This is a genomic window from Pseudomonas triticifolii, from assembly GCF_014358015.1.
In the GTDB taxonomy this organism is placed as follows: Bacteria; Pseudomonadota; Gammaproteobacteria; order Pseudomonadales; family Pseudomonadaceae; genus Aquipseudomonas; species Aquipseudomonas triticifolii.
Map to the genome: position 1 here is coordinate 687,997 of NZ_JACONV010000001.1, position 19,454 is coordinate 707,450.

General features: G+C 55.7%; 18 protein-coding genes and 1 pseudogene. 10 read left to right on the forward strand and 9 right to left on the reverse strand.

What is annotated here, in order from left to right:
- Window positions 1-8 precede the first annotated feature (8 nt).
- The 7 genes from tssH to tssA form a co-directional block, all read right to left on the reverse strand.
- Window positions 9-2,627 (reverse strand): type VI secretion system ATPase TssH, encoded by a 2,619-nt coding sequence (gene tssH, locus H8S56_RS02880; protein ID WP_187517813.1) that lies wholly within the window; start codon window positions 2,625-2,627, stop codon window positions 9-11.
- Window positions 2,628-2,639: 12 nt separating this feature from the next.
- Window positions 2,640-3,647, reverse strand: a complete 1,008-nt coding sequence (gene tssG / locus H8S56_RS02885; RefSeq protein ID WP_024695172.1) for a type VI secretion system baseplate subunit TssG — start codon at window positions 3,645-3,647, stop codon at window positions 2,640-2,642.
- The gene (tssF, locus tag H8S56_RS02890; RefSeq protein WP_187517814.1) at window positions 3,611-5,398 is read right to left on the reverse strand and encodes a type VI secretion system baseplate subunit TssF; all 1,788 of its coding nucleotides are present in this window, start codon (window positions 5,396-5,398) and stop codon (window positions 3,611-3,613) included. The genes tssG and tssF overlap by 37 nt, the downstream gene beginning before the upstream one ends.
- Before the next feature lie 103 nt (window positions 5,399-5,501).
- The gene (gene tssE / locus H8S56_RS02895) at window positions 5,502-5,915 is read right to left on the reverse strand and encodes a type VI secretion system baseplate subunit TssE (RefSeq protein WP_187517815.1); all 414 of its coding nucleotides are present in this window, start codon (window positions 5,913-5,915) and stop codon (window positions 5,502-5,504) included.
- Window positions 5,912-7,387, reverse strand: coding sequence for a type VI secretion system contractile sheath large subunit (tssC, locus tag H8S56_RS02900; RefSeq protein WP_187517816.1), 1,476 nt, complete (start codon window positions 7,385-7,387; stop codon window positions 5,912-5,914). The genes tssE and tssC overlap by 4 nt, the downstream gene beginning before the upstream one ends.
- Before the next feature lie 28 nt (window positions 7,388-7,415).
- Window positions 7,416-7,913: a type VI secretion system contractile sheath small subunit gene (gene tssB, locus H8S56_RS02905; protein ID WP_024685679.1), complete on the reverse strand. Its 498-nt coding sequence runs from the start codon at window positions 7,911-7,913 to the stop codon at window positions 7,416-7,418.
- Between the two features lie 26 nt (window positions 7,914-7,939).
- Entirely contained in the window at window positions 7,940-9,481 is a 1,542-nt protein-coding gene (gene tssA, locus H8S56_RS02910; RefSeq protein WP_187517817.1) for a type VI secretion system protein TssA, read from the reverse strand.
- A gap of 521 nt (window positions 9,482-10,002) precedes the next feature.
- Here tssA and H8S56_RS02915 point away from each other — a divergent pair.
- Together H8S56_RS02915 and H8S56_RS02920 are read left to right on the forward strand one after the other, a co-directional pair.
- On the forward strand, window positions 10,003-10,521 hold the full coding sequence (locus H8S56_RS02915) for an Hcp family type VI secretion system effector (protein WP_024685677.1): 519 nt from the start codon (window positions 10,003-10,005) through the stop codon (window positions 10,519-10,521).
- Window positions 10,522-10,816: 295 nt separating this feature from the next.
- Window positions 10,817-11,407 carry a GNAT family N-acetyltransferase gene (locus H8S56_RS02920; RefSeq protein ID WP_024685676.1) on the forward strand — a complete coding sequence of 197 codons (591 nt, stop codon included), beginning with the start codon at window positions 10,817-10,819 and terminating at the stop codon, window positions 11,405-11,407.
- 85 nt (window positions 11,408-11,492) lie between these two features.
- On the opposite strand, the gene H8S56_RS02925 is transcribed toward H8S56_RS02920, so the two are convergent.
- Window positions 11,493-11,765, reverse strand: a complete 273-nt coding sequence (locus H8S56_RS02925) for a hypothetical protein (protein WP_024685675.1) — start codon at window positions 11,763-11,765, stop codon at window positions 11,493-11,495.
- Window positions 11,766-11,923: 158 nt separating this feature from the next.
- Entirely contained in the window at window positions 11,924-13,492 is a 1,569-nt protein-coding gene (locus H8S56_RS02930) for a TerC family protein (RefSeq protein ID WP_024685674.1), read from the reverse strand.
- A gap of 604 nt (window positions 13,493-14,096) precedes the next feature.
- On the opposite strand from H8S56_RS02930, the gene H8S56_RS02935 reads away from it, so the two are divergent.
- The 8 genes and pseudogenes from H8S56_RS02935 (at window position 14,097) to H8S56_RS24780 (ending at window position 19,441) form a co-directional block, all read left to right on the forward strand.
- Window positions 14,097-14,375 (forward strand): hypothetical protein, encoded by a 279-nt coding sequence (locus tag H8S56_RS02935; protein WP_024685673.1) that lies wholly within the window; start codon window positions 14,097-14,099, stop codon window positions 14,373-14,375.
- Between the two features lie 122 nt (window positions 14,376-14,497).
- Window positions 14,498-14,839 (forward strand): FKBP-type peptidyl-prolyl cis-trans isomerase, encoded by a 342-nt coding sequence (locus H8S56_RS02940; RefSeq protein ID WP_024685672.1) that lies wholly within the window; start codon window positions 14,498-14,500, stop codon window positions 14,837-14,839.
- A gap of 232 nt (window positions 14,840-15,071) precedes the next feature.
- Window positions 15,072-15,341: a hypothetical protein gene (locus tag H8S56_RS02945; RefSeq protein WP_187517818.1), complete on the forward strand. Its 270-nt coding sequence runs from the start codon at window positions 15,072-15,074 to the stop codon at window positions 15,339-15,341.
- A 159-nt stretch (window positions 15,342-15,500) separates the two neighbouring features.
- Entirely contained in the window at window positions 15,501-15,728 is a 228-nt protein-coding gene (locus H8S56_RS02950; protein WP_024685670.1) for a hypothetical protein, read from the forward strand.
- A gap of 59 nt (window positions 15,729-15,787) precedes the next feature.
- A complete protein-coding gene (locus H8S56_RS02955) occupies window positions 15,788-16,486 on the forward strand; it encodes a YoaK family protein (RefSeq protein ID WP_024695178.1) in 699 nt (232 codons plus the stop codon).
- A gap of 90 nt (window positions 16,487-16,576) precedes the next feature.
- Window positions 16,577-17,539: a class I SAM-dependent methyltransferase gene (locus H8S56_RS02960; protein WP_187517819.1), complete on the forward strand. Its 963-nt coding sequence runs from the start codon at window positions 16,577-16,579 to the stop codon at window positions 17,537-17,539.
- Window positions 17,540-17,818: 279 nt separating this feature from the next.
- Window positions 17,819-18,568 (forward strand): annotated as a pseudogene (locus H8S56_RS24775) (MCP four helix bundle domain-containing protein); the annotation flags it as partial.
- 168 nt (window positions 18,569-18,736) lie between these two features.
- Window positions 18,737-19,441: a methyl-accepting chemotaxis protein gene (locus tag H8S56_RS24780; RefSeq protein ID WP_456239161.1), complete on the forward strand. Its 705-nt coding sequence runs from the start codon at window positions 18,737-18,739 to the stop codon at window positions 19,439-19,441.
- The last annotated feature ends 13 nt before the right edge of the window (window positions 19,442-19,454 follow it).

Consider the following 19,454-nt stretch of genomic DNA (forward strand, 5'->3'; position numbering starts at 1 on the left):
ATTCCATGCTATTCGAACTCACAGACAACAAGACCCGCTTCGTCAAGGGTCGCGTGAACCCGGTGGATGTCTTTACCCTCGGACATGGCGACGAGTAATCGATCGGCGATCAGAGGCGTGACACACGCGTCCAGCAATTGATCGACACGTCGCGCGCCGGTGTCACCTTGCTCGCAGCGATCCAGCAGGAACGTGACCAGACGCCTGGAATAGCCGAAGACCAGCCCTCTGTTTTTCAGGCGGGTGCCCAGTCGCAGCAGCTTGAGTTCAACCAGTTCACGCAGCACGTCTCTTGTCATTGGGTAGTAGGGCACCACGTGCATTCGGGCCAGCAACGCGGGCTTGAAATGTGCGATCAGCAGCGGCCGTATGCCGGTCTTAAGTTGCTCGACATCAGGCTGGGGATCTGACTGACATAACGCCGTAATGCGCTCGCTTCCCAGGTTGGACGTCATCAGGATCAAGGTATTGCGAAAGTCGATCTCCCGGCCCTCCCCATCATTGGCAATGCCTTTGTCAAAGATCTGATAAAACAGGTTCATGACATCAGGGTCGGCCTTCTCCACCTCATCCAGCAGAATCACGGAATAGGGCTTTTGCCGGACGGCCTCGGTCAGCAGCCCCCCTTCCCCATAGCCCACATAACCCGGGGGTGCGCCGATCAAACGCGACACCGTATGTTTTTCCTGAAATTCGGACATGTTGATGGTCGTCAGGAAACGCTCGCCGCCATAAAGCAGATCCGCCAGTGCGATAGCCGTTTCAGTCTTGCCTACCCCGCTGGGCCCCACCAGGAGATAAACGCCAACCGGTGCGTCCGGCTTGTTCAAACCGGCCGCAGCCGCACGCATGGCCCGATCTAGCACATGCACTGCCTGGTCCTGACCCCGGATGCGCGTTTTCAGATCGGCCGCAAAGCTGGCGACTTTCGAACTGTATTCCAGTGCGAGCTGTGACAGAGGAATGCCCGTCCAGGCATTGACCACCTCAGCAATCAATCTGGGACACACTTCAAAACTGACCAGACGATCGGCGGCCTGGTGTTCGCTCAGTTCGCAATGAGCCTGTTGCAACTCGCCTTCAAGCGACTCAATCGCCTGGCCTTCACTCTGCAATGACTGCGAGCCGGTTGCAGCGTCGCCATTGTGCTGCGTCTGCAAGTCAGTCAACTGCCGACGCAGCGAAAGCAAGCGCTCGACGCCAGCACGTTGCCGTTGCCATGCAGACTCAAGGGTGCCGATCTGCCGCTGAAGTGCTTGAAGGCCGTCCTCCAGCGCGATCAGGCCCTGCCCGTCAACGACAAGCCCGGCACGCGCATCACGTTGCATGGCATCGAGCTGGCGTCGCTGCTCGGCAAACTTGGTTCGCAGGCGCTCCAGTCGCTCGGGGGCGGCGGCAAGGCTGATTCGAACCCGCGCGCAAGCGGTATCGAGCAGATCGACCGCCTTGTCCGGCAACTGCCGTCCCGTCAGGTAGCGAGCCGATAGCTGCGCGGCGGCAACCACGGCATCATCGCGCAGATAAACCCCGTGGCTTTTCTCGTAGACCGGCGCCAGACCACGCAGAATGGTGATGGCCTCTGCGACTGTGGGCTCAAGCACCCGAACCGGCTGGAAGCGACGTGCCAGCGCAGGATCCTTTTCAAAGTACTTTTTGTACTCTGCCCAAGTGGTCGCAGCGATTGTGCGCAACTCTCCGCGGGCCAGGGCCGGCTTGAGCAGGTTCGCAGCATCCGAGCCACCCGCCTGCCCTCCCGCGCCTATCAGGGTATGCGCTTCGTCGATAAACAGGATGATGCTCTGCGCTGACGCTTTGACCTCTTCGATCACACCGTTCAGACGACGCTCGAACTCGCCCTTGATGCTGGCACCTGCCTGCAGCAGCCCCATGTCCAGGGTCAGCAGCTCGACGTCTTTGAGGGACTCAGGCACCTCCCCTTCGATGATTCTCAGGGCCAGTCCTTCGACGATCGCAGTCTTGCCGACGCCGGCCTCACCGACCACAATCGGATTGTTCTTACGCCGCCGGGCAAGGATGTCGACCATCTGGCGTATGGCTTCGTCACGACACAGCACAGGGTCGAGCCGACCTTCGCGTGCCTGTTGAGTCAGGTTATGAGTGAAGCGTTTGAGCCAGGACTCGCCTATGTCTTTCAATGGCCGAACATCTGGACCCGCCTGATCGTCCAGTGCGAAATCGCGCAAACGATCGGCATTGATCATGCTCAACAGCCGGTGATAGCGAGCGCCTGCGTACCGCATCGGATTGCGCAACAACGCCAGAATGAGCGCTGCCTGTTCGATGTGGTTCTGGCGCAGTTCAAGATTGGCCACCAGCAGTGCGTCTTGAAGCCACTGAATCAACTCTGTCGCGAACACAGGATTGCTGGATGCACTGTGTTCGATCGCGGGCTGCAGCGTAGCAGCCAGGTGCGCGGACTCGGCACCTGCGTCCAGCAGCGCACGCGCGAGAAGACTTTCAGGACGCTCCAGCAGGGCCAGTAACAGGTCCTCCACAAGAATTTTGCTGCCGCCTCTGGCTACACATCGCCCCGCGCAACTCTCCAGATCTTGCCGAGTGTGCGCATCCAGTGCGTTGACCAGTTGTTGCAGATCTACGTTGATCATGAATATCTGTCCTTAATGAATAGACTGGCCGAGCGTGACAACACCGTCCGCCCGCTCGCACCCCAACCAACTGGTCCAGCCGAGACGGCAGGTGTTCTGCTCGCCGATACGCAGTTCCCTGATCTCCTCACGACGCAATGCCAGAGAGAGGTCGTAGGCGAGAAAGTCGCGCTGGGTGAAACGCACCAACGCCTTCAGCGGTTGATGCCCTGGCCCGATGGGAAGAAACTCGTGGAAGCGCTCCCAGCACAGTTGTTTGATGTGAATACGAAACTTGCCGCTTCGATCACGAACACGCTCGCCCAGCACCACGTCATGCCCCAGCCGGTTATTGAGACAGCCCAACGAATTGAGCTGTCCCGGACTGATGGACACCTGACGCTGCGTACACTGTTCGATAAACAGGTCTGCATGCTTGAAGTAATAGCGAAGAACAGACTCGATCAGCGCAGCAGAGTGGGCACGCAGACTGAGCAACCCCAGGTAGGGAAGCAGTCGCTTCCAGTTGAGTTCGCGAGTCCCTCTGATCCGTTCGCCACCCAACCCGATCAACGCAAACAAATGCTCCGAAAACGGGTCCTTTGCACCTTTGGTAAAAACAGCGCGATAACGGTACTTGCGCCAGACAGGCAGCATGAGCTTCTGAAGACGGTGGTGAAAAAGGTCGAGAAAATCCCGGGTCGCATTACAACGGCTTCCATCATCCAGCGCCTGCTCACTGTAAAAGGCAGGCAACGGCGAACCGGATCCACACAGGCTGATAACGTTAAGGCGCAGCCGAACGTGGACGAGCCCACGCTCTTCGAAAAGCTCAAGCCCTTCGATATCGCTTCCGGGGAAACCCAGGCTCGGATTTGCCTGCAGTTCCAGAAACGCATGCAGGCCCTCATCGTCGGCCGCAGGGTGTAATTGACGCAGTACATTCAAAATCAGCGGAATGGCCTGATAGATCGAGTACTCGCGGATCGTGCGCCCCAACGCAACTAAAGCAGCGGCTGGAGTCCCATACGCGGTGTCCATTCGTAACGATCTCCGTGAGTACTTTTTACATGCAGTTCATGAAATGAATTGAGGCTGGCATACAGCGCAAAAAACTCATTGAGTACCGAAGCAAACAGGAAGAGCGTGCCCTCCCCCACATAGCCATCGGGATTGATCACCAGCGCTGTCCTGACGCCACGTACCGGAAGGCCTTTGTACAACCGATCGACAGGTTGGTGGCTGATCGACTCGAGCCCGTTGAGCAGATGCCGACTGGTTTTCTCGGACTGCTGATCGTAATGACGCGGCAGGTCGTAGGTTTCCAGAATGACTTTCAACGCATCAATGTTGGCCAGCGACAAGTAGTTGAGCGACATGTTGCTGATGACCCGCCACAGGAAATCCCGATTGATCGGAGGCGGATAACTGGGGGTGGCGGGCATGATATTTTTGAACCGAAGAGCATCCGGTGTCCCATCACACGCCCTGGAAATACCGCCGACTTTAATCTGCAAGGGAAGGTTATGGTTCGTGCAGGTCAGTCTGATGGAAATCGCTTCCTGATACTCGGCACCGCGAAGATCGAAACTCAAGTAAGTGTCCAGTCCCTCGTACTGCAGGGACGGACGCTGGCGGACACTGTAAAAAGGCGTGTTGGCCTTCACGTCGGCGACCGGATCATGTTCAAACGACTCGAACACGACATATTCCTGATACCCCAGACCGCCTGATTGCCAGCCCGTTACTTTGTCAACCGAATACACGCCGCAACTGTCAACGCTGTCTCTGGACGGCATGAGGAGATACTCGTCCCGTTTACCGTCGACGAGAATAGGCAAGGCGTCCTGTTCAAATAGATTCACCACAGGCGTGCAGTAAAGCCTTACATGATCCAGCGTAGGACGCAGGCGTTGAATATCCGCACCCTTGATCGTGAAAGCCATCTGTAATCCGCGCGCGTTTTTTAAAAGCGCTTCAGGCACCGCATTGAGAACACCCAATCCCTTCACGTCGACAAACATGAATTTTTCCTGGAAGAAAAAATACTCCTGCAGGTAGCGATAACCCCGAAAGGTATTGAAGGGGTAAGGTATCAATGCCTCTTCTTCAGCGAAGCCAACCGGAGAAACTTCGCTGACCGGAATCTGAAACTCGATGGGCTGTCCGTCATGACCAACAAGCAGACGACCCTCGGCATCCAGCAAACTCAAGGTAATCCCTTGCAATTTACGCATCAGCCCAAGGTACAACGCCTGGCTGATATGACGATCACCTGCAAAGTGCAGCCTCAGTCGGGTCAATTGCAGATCACCTACATGACCATCGCAGCTCATTTCCAGATGCAGCTTCAGCGTCACGCCATCACTGGTCGGAGAACAACTCAGGTCTTTGAGCACGAGCGGCAATACTTCAGTCGCAAAGCAGGTGCGAAACTGGCAGACCACACCGTTGACCGGCTCACTCTCGACGGGGGTCGAACGTTCGACCAGCACCGCAGGCCCGGGCCGCAGCAATGGCTCGAACTGAAGCATGCTCACCGATGGCAACGGCCGCATGTAGTTGGGCCATAGCAACTGCATCAAGGAGTGCGTCAACTCGGGCAGTTCGTCATCCAGCTTCTGACGCAGCCGCCCTGTCAGGAATGCGAACCCTTCGAGTAATCGCTCGACATCCGGGTCACGCCCTGTTTGACCCAGAAAAGGTGCCAACGCAGGATTACGCTCGGAGAAACGACGCCCAAGGTGACGCAACGCCGAGAGCTCATCCTGATAGTAGTCATTGAAAGACAACGTTCGTTTACCTGTTTTGAAGTGGGTACATGCTGTGGTTTAAAAGGTGCAAGCAGCACGACGTCCGTATTAACGAATACACGCGCTGCTCGCGGGCAGACATTCAGTGACTCCTCACGTTGACGGAGCCACGGCCATCCAGAGCGCCGTAAAACACCACTTCCTTATTAGCGCCATCGACTTCAAGAAACGCCTTGATGGAGAACATAAACATCAACACATTGTCATGATCAGGTTCTGCAACGACCCGGACATTGCTGAGGCGTGGTTCATAAGTACCAATGAAGTGTTCAATCGACTTCTGAGCGTGCCGCAGGGTGTCGTGAAGACTGAGGCGCATATCGTTCACGTCTGGAAGGCCGTAATCAGGCAGCATGTGGACGCTGCCTGCACGAGTGCTTAGCATTCTTGAAAGATGCGCCGCCACCGAAGCCATCAGGCGCGCTTCACGACTCAACCCGGTTCGAGTGTCAGCGGTATTGCCCAGTCGCTCGAACAAACTGGCGCCGCAGGTCATTCCTTATTCATCTTTCCGACCAGAGAAAGCGTGAACGAGGCCCCCATGTATTTGAAGTGCGGACGCACGTTAAGTCCGACGCGATACCAGCCCGGATCACCCTCGACATCACTGACGGTGATATGCGCTGCACGCAACGGACGTCGGCCACGAACCTCGGCTCCCGGGTTTTCCTGATCGGCCACGTATTGACGTATCCATTTGTTGAGTTGAAGCTCAAGATCCGTCCGCTCTTTCCATGAGCCGATCTGCTCGCGTTGCAGCACTTTGATGTAGTGAGCCAGTCGATTGACAATCATCATGTAGGGCAGTTGGGTACCCAACTTATAGTTGAGTTCGGCCGTCTTGCCCTCTGGACTGTTTCCAAAGAACTTGGGTTTTTGCACAGAACTTGCCGAGAAGAATGCTGCGTTGTCGCTCCCCTTGCGCATGGTCAACGCAATAAACCCCTCTTCCGCCAACTCGTACTCGCGGCGGTCGGAGACCAGAACCTCGGTAGGTATCTTGGTTTCGATCTCGCCCATGCTATCGAAATGATGCAGCGGCAGGTCTTCAACGGCCCCGCCGCTTTGCGGGCCTATAATGTTGGGGCACCAGCGAAACCTGGCAAAACTGTCAGTAAAACGTGTCGCAAACGCATACGCCGTGTTACCCCACAGATAATGCTCGTGCTCATTGGCAACATTCTCTCTGTAGGCGAACGTCTTGACCGGATTTTCCTCAGGATCGTAGGGGCTGCGAAGCAGAAAACGAGGCACCGTCAGCGCAAAATATCGGGCATCTTCCTGCTGACGGAAACTCTGCCACTTGGCAAACTGCGGACCTTCGAAATGATCCCTCAGGTCTTTGAGATCAGGCAGACCGGTGAACTGCTCAAGCCCAAAAAACTGCGGCCCGGCTGCTGCGACGAATGGTGCGTGTGCCATGCATGCCACGCTCGAGACATACTGCATGGTCTTGACGTCAGGCGAACTGGCGGAAAAATAGTAGTTGGCAATGATTGCCCCTACCGGATTGCCACCGAACTGCCCGTACTCCGCGGTATAAACATGCTTGTAGAGGCCAGACTGGAACACCTCAGGCGAGTCCTCGAAGTCGTCCAGCAAGTCCTGCTTGGACACATTCAGCATCTCGATCTTTATATTCTCTCGAAAATCCGTTCGATCGATCAGCAACTTCAATCCGCGCCATGACGATTCCAGCGCCTGGAATTCGAGGTGGTGCAGAATTTCATCCACCTGACGACTGAGCTTGACATCGATCTCGGTGATCATCCGGTCAACCAGTGCCTTTTTGACCGGCTCGGCGCTGTTCTGAGGTTTGAGCAACTCTTCGATAAACGCCGCCACGCCGCGTTTCGCTATCGCGTAGGCTTCGTCCCCGGGAGACATCCTGGTTTCAGCGATGATCTGATCAAGAATGCCGAACTCTGTCTGTTCGGCCGTGTTTTTCTGCGCAACATTGGTATTCATGGCTGTGCCTCCTGGCCGTTCAAACGTTTCATGCTTGCATTGCCTCGACACCTAGTTCTTCGAGCACTCGATGGCGGGATGCTTCATCGGTGAGTACACTTTCAATCGCCTTGCGAAAGGCCGGAGCATTGCCTAACGGCCCTTTAAGAGCCATCAAGGCGTCTCTTAACTCCATGAGCTTTTTCAGTTCCGGAACTTGCTCGACCAGGCTGGCGGGATTGAAGTCACTCATGGAACTCACTTTGATATCCACCGCAAGTTCCGTGGCGTCGCCCTCGACCTGCAAGCGATTCGGCACGCTCAATGACAGTTGCAACTCCTGTTTGGCCAGCACCTCATCGAAATTGTTCTTGTCGATGCTGATCGACTTGCGGTCTTCAAGCTTTCGCTCATCGACCCGCTGAACAAAATCCCCCAACACCAACAACTTCAGAGGCAATTCAATCTCTTCCTGGGCGTCGCCGGTAGCAGGTTTGAACGTGACGTTTATCCGTTCTTTAGGCGCGACAGAGCCTTCTTTGGCCATGGTTTCTCTCCTTGCCTGTGCAGGCGTTATGACTTACTCAGTAGCGACTCAAAATCGTACTGACACAATCGTCGGTATATCGACTCCTTACTTACCCGAGTCTCTTGAGTCGGGGGAAGCAGTTCGTAGCAACTGTATAAACGTTGCGAAATCTCCAGAAAGGCTTCGAACTCCCAGTGCTCAAGCCCTTGCTTCTGAAGTTGCTGATCCAGCAGTTCCAGGTGAACCCTGGCGAGTTCGTATTTCTTTGCTCGACAACAGAGCCGGGCGACAGCAAATTGCCAATAAAAACGGTCACGTTCACTGCGTGCCTCTTTCAGGTGCTGCATCAATACTTGAGCGGCATCTTTGAAGCCGGTTTTCGGCAGTGCCTGGACGACTTCATCCAACACGACGTCCCAAGCGGGCCCCACTCCCGCATTACCCGAAGAGCGCTCAGGCTGCACGGGAATAACATGGGGCATTACATGAGTCGCAATCCAGCTCTGCGTGGCCTCATCAGCAAACGGTTGCCCGTCGTAAAAATGCAGGTCAGCGATGCCTGAAACCCGCTGCAAGAACAGCGCAAACTGGATCTCAACTTCATACATAGCACCCTGGGCTTGAAGTGCTTCAAAACACGCCCAGACCATACGTTGGCCGTCGAACCAAAACGGCGAACGGGCGATGCTCATTTCAATGTCCACTATCAGATCGGCGTATTTACCCTGTTCAAAACGCCCTCTGTACTCATCCAGTCTGTCAGCAGGCAAGCCGCGCAATACCGTTATCCGCTGGGAATTGCACTCCGGCATGGAATCGATCCCCAGCCACAGTAGCGTGCGATTGAGGCGCAACGCACGTGGATCGGTCGCCTTCTGCCGCAACCACCAGGCACATAGCGATTGGGCAAGTTCCTGTTGAGTGCCGAGCGCTTTGCGAGCCTCTTTATCGCTGCCCACGGGGGCAGGACTGAAAAGCTGAGTGGCGGCTTGCTTGACCTGCGCAACCATTGCCATGGGCTTGCTGTCGTCTTGAGACGCAAGCTTTAGCATACGGTCCAGTCGCCTGCGCAGCGGCAGAAGCAAAGGCGACGCTTCCCCGAAATGAAGCCCCAATAGATTATCTAAAGCCTCAAGATGCGCTGATAGTTTCTCAAACAGCGACAGCTGCTTTTTTACAGACACCTCTTCTACAAGCACCTTTTCGAGTCGGGGCACCAGCCACGCAAAGGCTGCTGTGCGTGTTCTCGGCTTGATCGGGTACAAAACGGACCAATGGTTTTCACATAAATGAAGTAACAATTCCATTCCAGCCAATAAGCCTGGAAACGCCTCGCATTTATAGAGCGCCCAGACTAACCAGCATGCAACACGAAGATCCCTGGACTGTTCGCGCAGAATCTTTTCACTGACCTCGCGAACCTTGTCCCAGTCAACGTGCCCAGACCCGTGCATTGATTGCTCACCCTTAAGATGACCGTCCAACACTTCAAAATCAGTCGAATAGCGAACATCATTACCTGCGTAAGAAAGGCTGGATATGGGCGCCTGGGCAATACGAAGATAAAGAGCAGAGAGTCTGTCCATGTGCCACCCCACTGCTATCCTTATCGCCAATCGATAGGTGTTTAACGCTGAATACTGTTGACGGGTTAAACATTAACTATAAGCTCCACCTTTAACAAGCCACTCAAACGCGCATACTATTTTTTCAGAAATTTCCTACAGCGCAGAACAGAAATATTGTAGGACCTCAAACGAACCACAAGCATTCACCCTCACCCGAACCACTTACCCACAATTGCCTGCATATCACCTGGCAACATGCGCAACTATCTACACACGCTCAAGCGCTGCGCACTTGGCCTGAGTTACTGACACTTAATGAACACTGACCTTTGCAAGCACTGCGCAAATATTCTTCCTCCTGTGCAAAAAGCTGCGCAACTACAAACCCTCAGTAGTCTGCAGGATCACGAAAATACTGATTTGACTCGCCACAAGGCCTTGCCATCGGGTTATTCATCAAATGGCACGGTTCTTGTTAATACTCGATAACCAGCAAGACAGAACAGGCTGGATATTCCGTATTATAAGGAGCTTATCTAATGGCAACACCTGCTTACATAACGATTACTAGCGAAACGCGTGGCGTTTTAACCCTGAATGCTTTTACTCAAGAGTCTGTAGGTAGTATTTATCAGGAAGGACATACCGATCAGGCCATGGTACAGGCCTTCAGCCATATGATAACGATTCCTCGGGATCCGCAATCAGGCCAGCCCACCGGACAACGCGTTCATGCACCTCTGTGCATTACCAAAATCTTCGATAAGTCATCGCCATTACTCCAACAGGCGCTCACCTCCGGCGAACAACTGAGCTCGGTCGAGATCATGTGGTACCGCACCTCAAGCGAAGGCAAGCAGGAGCACTACTACACGACGCTGCTGGAGAAGGCGATCATCGTCGAGATCAAGGATTACATGTACAACTGCCAGGACTCGGCCACGTCGCAATTCACTCACCTTGAAGACGTACATTTTGCTTATCGCAAGATCACCTGGACCCATGAAAAAGCCAGCACTTCGGGCTCTGACGATTGGGGCAGCCCGCTCTCGGCCTGAATGTGACTGACGGCTATCGACTCGCAAGGGCCGATAGCCTCTACGAGCTTTTGCCGCACAAAACACGAGCGTGATGACACACTCCGCCCCTACTCGTATTGCCACTCCCAGCAACGTGGAAGTCCCAGGCAGCCCCCCGCGCCAGCGAAACCGCAACCGTCAGAGACGCTTTAAAAAAAGGCTCTGCGCGCCCCGACGAGGCGTTTCATCCAGCCTGCTTGCGCCCTCCTCATCCAACGAATAAGGTGCTCATCAGCACAAAACAGTACCCGTGAGCCTCGACCTAAGGTCCCCCATGATCCAGATCCGCACCATGACCCCAGAAGACTTCGACCGCTTCTGGCCTACCTTCCAGTCTGTCGCAATGGCGCAGGAAACCTACGCCTATGACCCAACATTGACGTTTGAGCAGGCCCGTGAGATCTGGATGACGCTGCCCCTGCACACGCTGGTTGCGGAGGAAGAAGGTCAGTTGCTGGGCAGCTACTACCTGAAGGCGAATGCTGCAGGTCCGGGTGATCATGTCTGCAACTGTGGTTACATGGTGACCGACGCGGCGCGTGGCCGAGGGGTGGCGCGGTTGATGTGCGAGCATTCGCAGCAACTGGCGCGCGACAGTGGTTTTCAAGCCATGCAGTTCAACTCTGTGGTCGCGTCCAATGAAGTCGCCGTGGCGCTCTGGACCAAGCTTGGGTTCGACACTGTAGGACGCCTGCCCAAGGCCTATCGGCATGCCCGGCTGGGTCTGGTGGACTGCCTGGTGATGTTCAAATGGCTGGGCCATGCGCCCAAGGCTGACGAAGGTGACACCCGCCAACCTGCGCAATCCATGTTGATCGGGCGCAAGAACATCGAGTCCGTGGTTTCACGTCCACGTCGCAGGTAATCCCCTTGCCCTTGCAGCAGGCTCCCTGACATTCCTATTGCAGGGGGCCTTTAGCCCTGTGTGATTCTTTGAACCGATCAGCCTGTCACTCCTTGACCTCAGTCAGTGAGAACCGATGCCCCCTGGTATCTCGCACTTCTGCACCCACGATGTAAGCGATGGTCTGTCCATCATGGTCGACCAGGCGCTGCGGCGTTCCAAGACTCAATGTGCCTATTTCGCCGCTCCAGTCTCGACGCGGATCGTGCTCCAGATACGCATAGACCTTGCGCTCACGAATACGCCAGACCGGGTAGCGCTTGCGAGTGGAGATGACATCGTAAGTCAGGTTGGGATTGAAGATGAACGCAGCAGTCATGGCAGTCTCCGTTTCATGGAGTGGCTGACTGCGCGTTGAAGCCACGGGATTAATCCAGAATAGACCACTCTCGCAACACCTTGACTGCGATCGGACGACCAACCGCAACCCCACGAAAAACGGGCCTCTCGGCCCGTTTTCGTTGTCACTGCATGTTGTTATTTACCCGCGCTCGCCTCGGGCTGCCGTTGCAAAAGCACACGGGTCACGCGACGCTCTTCAACGCCCACTACTTTAAGGTCCCAACCCTGCCACTTGAGGTTGTCGCCCGCCGTCGGCAAGCGGTCCAGCAGACTCATGACCAGGCCGGCCAGCGTCTGGTAGTCGTCGGTGGCCTGGGCTTGAAAGCCCGTGCGTTCGCGGATCAGGCTCAGGTTCAAGGCACCCGACACGATGAAATCATCACCCTGCGCCACGATGTCCGGACCTTCTACCTCACTGGCGTCAGGCAACTGGCCGGCAATCGATTCCAGGATGTCGGTCATGCTCAACACGCCGATGAAATCACCGAACTCGTTGACCACGAACGCAATGTGGGTCGACTCCTTGCGCATCTGCTCCAGTGCATTGAGGATCGTGAAGTTCTCAAGCAGGTTGATGGCCTTGCGTGACAGCAGCCTCAGGTCAGGCTCGTTGCCGGACAACAGCTCCTTGAGCAACTCCTTCTTATGCACGAAGCCCAACGGCTCATCGATACCACCTTCGCCAATCAACGGCAGACGCGAGTACGAAGAGTGCATCAGTTTCAGGCGGATCTTGTCAGCGTCGTCGCTGAGGTCGATGTAGTCGATCTCCGCGCGTGGCGTCATGACCGTACGAATCGGACGTTCTGCGAGTTGCAGGACGCCGCTGATCATCACGCGCTCACGGCGGTGGAACACCGGCCCGGTACTTTCGCCTTCCATCATGTCGATGATTTCCTCGTCGACATCTCCGGACTCCAACCGGCGACCGCCCAGCAAACGCATGACGGCATGGGCAGCCCGCTCGCGATGGGGAAGATGACCATGGTTGGACTTCTTGCTGCGCTTGCGGGCGATCTGATTGAAGACTTCGATCAGGATCGAGAAGCCGATGGCCGCATACAGATAGCCTTTTGGAATGTGGAAACCCAGGCCTTCCGCAGTCAGGCTGAAGCCGATCATCATCAAAAAGCCCAGGCACAGCATGATGACTGTGGGACGACTGTTGACGAATTTGGTCAGCGGTTTGCTGGCAATCAGCATCAGACCAATGGAGAAGATAACGGCGATCATCATCACCGACAGGTGCTCGACCATGCCTACGGCTGTGATCACTGCGTCCAGCGAGAACACTGCATCGAGTACGACGATCTGCGCCACGATGGGCCAGAACAGCGCATAGCCTGCATTGGCCGCTTTTTGGCTCACATGCCCTTCAAGTCGCTCGTGCAATTCCATCGTGGCTTTGAACAGCAGGAAAATACCACCGAACAACATGATCAGGTCGCGACCAGAGAACGTCTTGCCGAACACTTCGAAAAGAGGCTCGGTCAGTGTCACCATCCAGGAAATACTGGCCAGCAGGCCAAGTCGCATGATCAGCGCCAGCGACAGGCCGATCACCCGCGCCCTGTCGCGCTGCTCGGGCGGAAGTTTGTCGGCCAGAATGGCGATGAACACCAGGTTATCGATACCCAGTACCAGTTCCAGAACAATAAGCGTCAGCAGGCCAAGCCATGCCGTGGGATCAGCAATCCATTCCATGGGAATTATTCAGCCTCTAAAACTTGAAGAAGGTGACGAGCAGACACGACCGCACCTGTCGAATATTCATCAGCAACGACACGAGGCAAGCGAAGGGGCGAAGCGCTGGAAAGACAGGGAAGTGCGCCATATGAATAACAGGTCACTGGCCAGCCAATGGCTGAAGAAGGGAAACAACTCGGAGGTTCCTGGAGGGTGTTCATACTGTCCTGAAATTGAATGCGGGCGATGATCGTACAATACACAGATTGGTTTAGCGCGCCGAATAAGTATTACAAGACTTGACCGGCAATTGCTTGAGCGCCATCGCCGCCGCCATGCCAGGCGACGTTTTGTCGCACCCGGATTCATGACCAGTTGTCTGAGGACGCAGGATTCACGGTAGCTGACGATCATCAATTTGTTTTAAAATGTTGCCATAACGTCATTGATGCGCGGAATCGAAAAGCAGACACCTGCTGCTGTCGAACCCGACTCACACCTGACCAGAATCATAAAAAGAAAGCCCGTCATAGACGGGCTTTTTTCGTTTTCAGCTTTTGTATCAGACGCGCACGGTCGCGTCTCGGTCGAACCGTTTTCTGACATTTGAGGATCATTCCCCATGCTGCGTATTGTTGTTGTCCACCTGTTCCAATGGTTCAAGCGCCTGTCTTCCGGCCTGCTGTCTCGCGGTTCGCACAGCGGCGACTCACGCGACTTTACCCGTGAGAACGATGAGGGACGCTGGACCTTCGTTTCGGTGTTCATCATCCTGACCCTGAGCCTCTACTGCCTGGCCGGTCTGGGTTATTACGCGAAGGTCAATGTCTGGGACGGCTTTACCCAGGAACAGAAAGAAAATATCGCTCAGGCCATGGTCGTCAGCTCGCAGAATCTTTGAGCATCCTTGCCAGATCGACCGAACGGGGAAGCCAGCGCTTCCCCGTTTGCATTTCTGCTCGCTTGTCAGGGATCACTTTTTCTGCGAGAAAGCACGCCGCACTTTCAATGGAGCGCCAGCCAATGAGCAATGAACTACAGATCACTGACCTGCACCTTGGCGATGGCAAGGCGGTGGTCAAGGGTGCCTTGATCACCACCCATTACACCGGGACGCTGCAAGATGGCACGGTATTCGATTCCTCGCATGAGCGCGGCAAGCCTTTCCAGTGCGTGATCGGCACCGGGCGGGTCATCAAAGGCTGGGATCAGGGTTTGATGGGCATGAAAGCAGGCGGACGGCGCAAACTGTTCGTGCCGGCTCATCTGGCGTATGGCGACCGGAAAATGGGCGCCCATATTCAGCCTGGCGCTGATTTGAGCTTTGAGATAGAGCTGTTGGAGGTTCTGACCCGCGACGATTGAAGGTGCTACAGACCTTGATAATCGCAGCACTGCTGCCAGACCGCTCATCGTCCGGCACTGATTGCGGGTTCAACGCCGGACCTTTTGATGCAAGCATCCCTGTTCGTGGACGTCGCACATGAGCGAGCAGTCGTCCTGATCGGAAACGATCCCGGGTTTCGCAGGAAAACCCGCTGCAAGGGGCCACTACGCTGACAGCCGCCAGCCCCTTAGGGTCAAAAGGGAGCTCAGCATGATTGACGACAAGTTCAAAGACCTTACCGGCCTGACATGGAATCAGGCCGTCACGCGAACCAATGCCTTGTTCTTCGAAGCGGATGCGCTCAATGAGCGTGCTTACTCGCTGCTGCGCAGAGACACGTTGTCACCGCAACTATGGGCCGAGTTTTCAGCGACCCGAAAAGAAGCGGACGAGCGCTATGCGCGGGCACGGCTGGAGTGGCTCAGGATCAAGCGGGTTCTGAGCTCCGTGGAACGTGCCACGTATGGCCTTCAGATCTAGCGCACCCCATTAAACAGGCCCGGGCTGTGTCGGTACGGGCTTAATCCTTAAGTTTTTTGTTGAGGTACATCTGCACAAGTCGCGATGCCGGATTGCTTGTGCCGACAGAAAAAGCCATGCTCGGGGTATGGAATTCAACGACTGCTTACAGGACACCTCATGGCGCTCAACAAGTCGACCCAAGAGCTGAAAAAGCACCTCAAGGGCACGGCCACCAACCTTGAAAACACCGCAGAAGAAATTCTCAAACTCGCCTCCCAGATGAAAGAGGTCGACGTCACCTCGATTTTGCAGATGGTCAATCGCCTTTACAGCGATGCCGATCAGCTCAAGGCCTATGCCGACGAGGTCAGGGCCAAGAGGATTGTGCGCGCGAAGCCGCTATGAACGTCTGACACCTGCGTCAGGAAGTTCTATCCGACTTAGCGCTTCAGAGAGAGCGATCAATGCCACCAGCCTATACCCCAGCCCGCACTCGATACCTGGCCTTGCAGAGGCGACGCGACCGGATCGGCATGACACTGGCCGCCAGTCTCTCGGTGCTGGCAGGCATGACCGACGCTATCGGTTTCATGGCAACGGGAGACTTTGTCTCGTTCATGAGCGGCAACACCACTCGGCTCGCGGTAGCGATGGGCGAAGGTGACATGGGTACGACCGCTCGCCTGACCCTGGCCATAGTGGTCTTCATCGCAGGCAACGTGCTGGGTGTTGTTCTTGCACGACTCGGCAAGCATCGGGCTCTGCCACTGCTGCTCAGTGTGGCGACCCTGCTGTGCGCGGCCGCCGCCTGGCCGATGGAAAAGAATCTGCTGGCACTGGTCTGGGCGATCCTGGCCATGGGCATGCTCAATGCCGCTGTTGAAGAGGTCAACGGCCAGTCCGTCGGCCTGACCTACGTGACCGGCGCGCTGTCGCGGTTCGGACGAGGTCTGGGGCGCTGGTTGCTGGGTGAACGCAGACACGGCTGGCAGACTCAATTGATTCCATGGATCGGCATGTTTCTGGGTGCGGTCATCGGCGCGCTCATCGAACGTCAGCTGGGCTTGAGCGCGCTGCTGATCAGTGGTGCCCTCGCCGCCGTGCTGGGTGTTGTATCGCTGGCCATTCCTCATCAGTGGCAGCGTTCTTACATGCCACGCTGACAGAACACGCTCAACACCGCCCCATCACACGCGTTCGCAGCGACACAAATAGGTTTACCATACGCGCCTTTTTCCTGACCGACCCTGCTCATGAATGCCGAAGCGCTCACTACCCTGCAAAAGCACCTGCTCGATGCCTTGAGCAATGTCCCGACCGAAACCCGCCGGCTGTTTCATGGCCGTGGCCGCGTATGGCCGGGCCTGGAGCAGATCACGGTCGACTGGATGCAAGGGATGGTACTGGTATCGCTGTTCAAGGAACCGCAGGAATCCGAACTGGCAGACCTACAAAGGCTGCTGATGGAACTGATCGACACGCCACAATGGCAGCACAGCGCCGCTCACACCCTGTTGTTGCAACATCGCTATCTGCCACAAAGCACCACCCAATGGCTGACCGGCGACCTGATTGAAGAATGGGTCATCACCGAAAATGGCCTTCGCTATAAGGTCGATTTCGGCAAGAAGCAGAACAGCGGTCTGTTTCTCGACATGCGTTACGGTCGCGAATGGGTGCAGGCACAGGCCAGCGGCAAGCGCATTCTCAATCTGTTCGCCTACACCTGCGGCTTTTCAGTTGCCGCCATTGCCGGTGGTGCCGACCACGTGGTGAATCTGGACATGGCGCGCGGGGCACTCAATCGTGGGCGCGAAAACCATCGCCTTAATGAGCATGACTTGAGCCGCGTGACCTTTCTGGGCCACGACCTGTTCAAATCCTGGGCCAAGGTCACGCGCTCCGGTCCTTACGACTTGATCATCGTCGACCCGCCCTCCTTCCAGAGAGGCAGCTTCATGCTCGACAAGGATTACCAGCGCGTCCTGCGACGCCTGCCGGAATTGCTGGAGGAAGACGGCATGGTACTGGCCTGCATGAACGATCCGGCGCTCGGCGCTGACTTTCTGATCAAACACACAGCAACCGAAGCGCCCTGCCTGCGCTACGAGCAGCGCCTGGACAACCCGCCTGAATTCCCGGACGCCCATCCCGAGGGCGGACTTAAGGCACTGGTCTTCAAGGCTGAAGGTTTGAGCCGTTCCGGCTGGGCCTGAGTGCAAGGTGATCGATTCAATATCAGCGAACAGCATTGAATCGATCGTTTTAAACAACTGAAAACCGGCGTCAATACTTCAACTTATACACACAATAACCGGGCACAAAAGTCTGACTATTCTTAAGTGGCCGGATATTGAGGCGGGGGATCCTCGCAACTTCGCGAAATATTTTTCCGCCCCTATAGTTTTTTATCTACACGCCGCTAAAGTAATACTCGTCACGTCATCATTTACACACCCCATTGCCGTAGCGTGACGAATAAAGGGGATCCAATAATGACAATAAGAAATATCGGTCTACGCCTCAGGGCACTTTTCAGTTTCGGCGTTGTTTGTCTTCTGCTTGCAGGCCTGGGCGGGGTCGCGGTGCATAAGATGAATGGCATTTACGATTCAGTCACTCAACTACAGCACGACTGGCTGCCCAGTGTCAGGCAGGCCGGTCGTATCGAGTCTGCAGGCTTGGTGTATAGGCTCGATGCACGACGCTTCGTCATGGACGAAGACAGGCAGTCCGCCGCGTCCGTCAACAAGTTGAACGGCCTCAAGAAAAACTTGCTGAGCGCGACCGACCTTTATGCACCGATGGTCTCAAGCCCGGGAGAAGAACAGGCGTATCGACAAGTTAAAAATGACGCACAGGCGTACACGGGCAAGATTGATGAGTTGATTGAACTGAGTAAAGTTAAATCCAACAGCGAATTATTCGCATTTATCCGTGACACCACCAGCCCGCAAGCCAAGGCGCTGCAAAGTTCTATCGAAGCGCTGATCGAAGTGAATATGAAAGGCGCCGAACAATCGGGTCAAGTCGCGGATCAAGACTTTAAAATGGGGCTGACGATGACCATCGCGTTAATCGTGCTGGCCGTTATCATTACCGTGATTGTTGCCATGCTGTTTATTCGCAGCATTACTCTGCCTGTAAAGGCCTTGCTGGCGTCCACGCAAAAGATTGCTGAGGGAGACTTGCGCACCACTGTTGCCATCAACGGCCGCGACGAACTGACCGAACTGCAAACAGCAACGGCGGCCATGCAGGCGAGCCTCAAGAGCACGATCCAGCATATTTCCGAGTCGTCCGGTCGGTTGGCGTCTGCCGCCGAGGAAATGAACGCCATTACACAAGAATCCACACGCGGTATTCAGCGCCAGACGATGGAAACCGAACAGGCCGCCACGGCGGTCAATCAGATGACCGCAGCCATTGAGGAAGTCGCACGAAATGCAGTCGCGGCATCGGCCTCTACCCAGACGTCCGAGCGCTCTGCGCAAACCGGTCAGGACTGCGTGAACCAGACCATTGGCGCACTCGAAAAGCTCAGTGCTACGGTCGATCGTACTGGCACTGAGGTGGAGGGCCTGGCCCATCAGGCGCAAAACATTGCCAAGGTTGTAGACGTCATCCGCGCCATTGCCGAACAGACCAACCTGCTGGCACTCAACGCAGCCATCGAGGCGGCCCGTGCCGGGGAGCAGGGTCGCGGTTTTGCCGTGGTGGCCGACGAAGTCCGGGCGCTGGCCCATCGCACCCAGACCTCGACTCAGGAAATCGAGCAGATGATTCAGAGCATTCAGAAGGATTCGACCGACGCCGTCCAGTCTATGAAACAGAGCAACGAAGAAACCGACGCCACATTGTTGATCGCCCAGCAGGCTGGCGTGGCGATCAAGGAAATAACCACGTCGATCACCCAGATCAACGAGCGCAACCTGATGATTGCCACGGCCTCGGAACAGCAGGCCCATGTTGCGCGGTCGGTGGATGAAAACCTGGTGAGCATTCGTGATCTTTCCGTACTGAGTTCCTCCGCCGCCAGCCAGACCTCGACAGCCAGTCAGGAGCTGTCCAGGCTTGCCGTGGATCTGAATCGACTGGTGTCCAGATTTTCCGTTTGACCGGCGGGCCGGA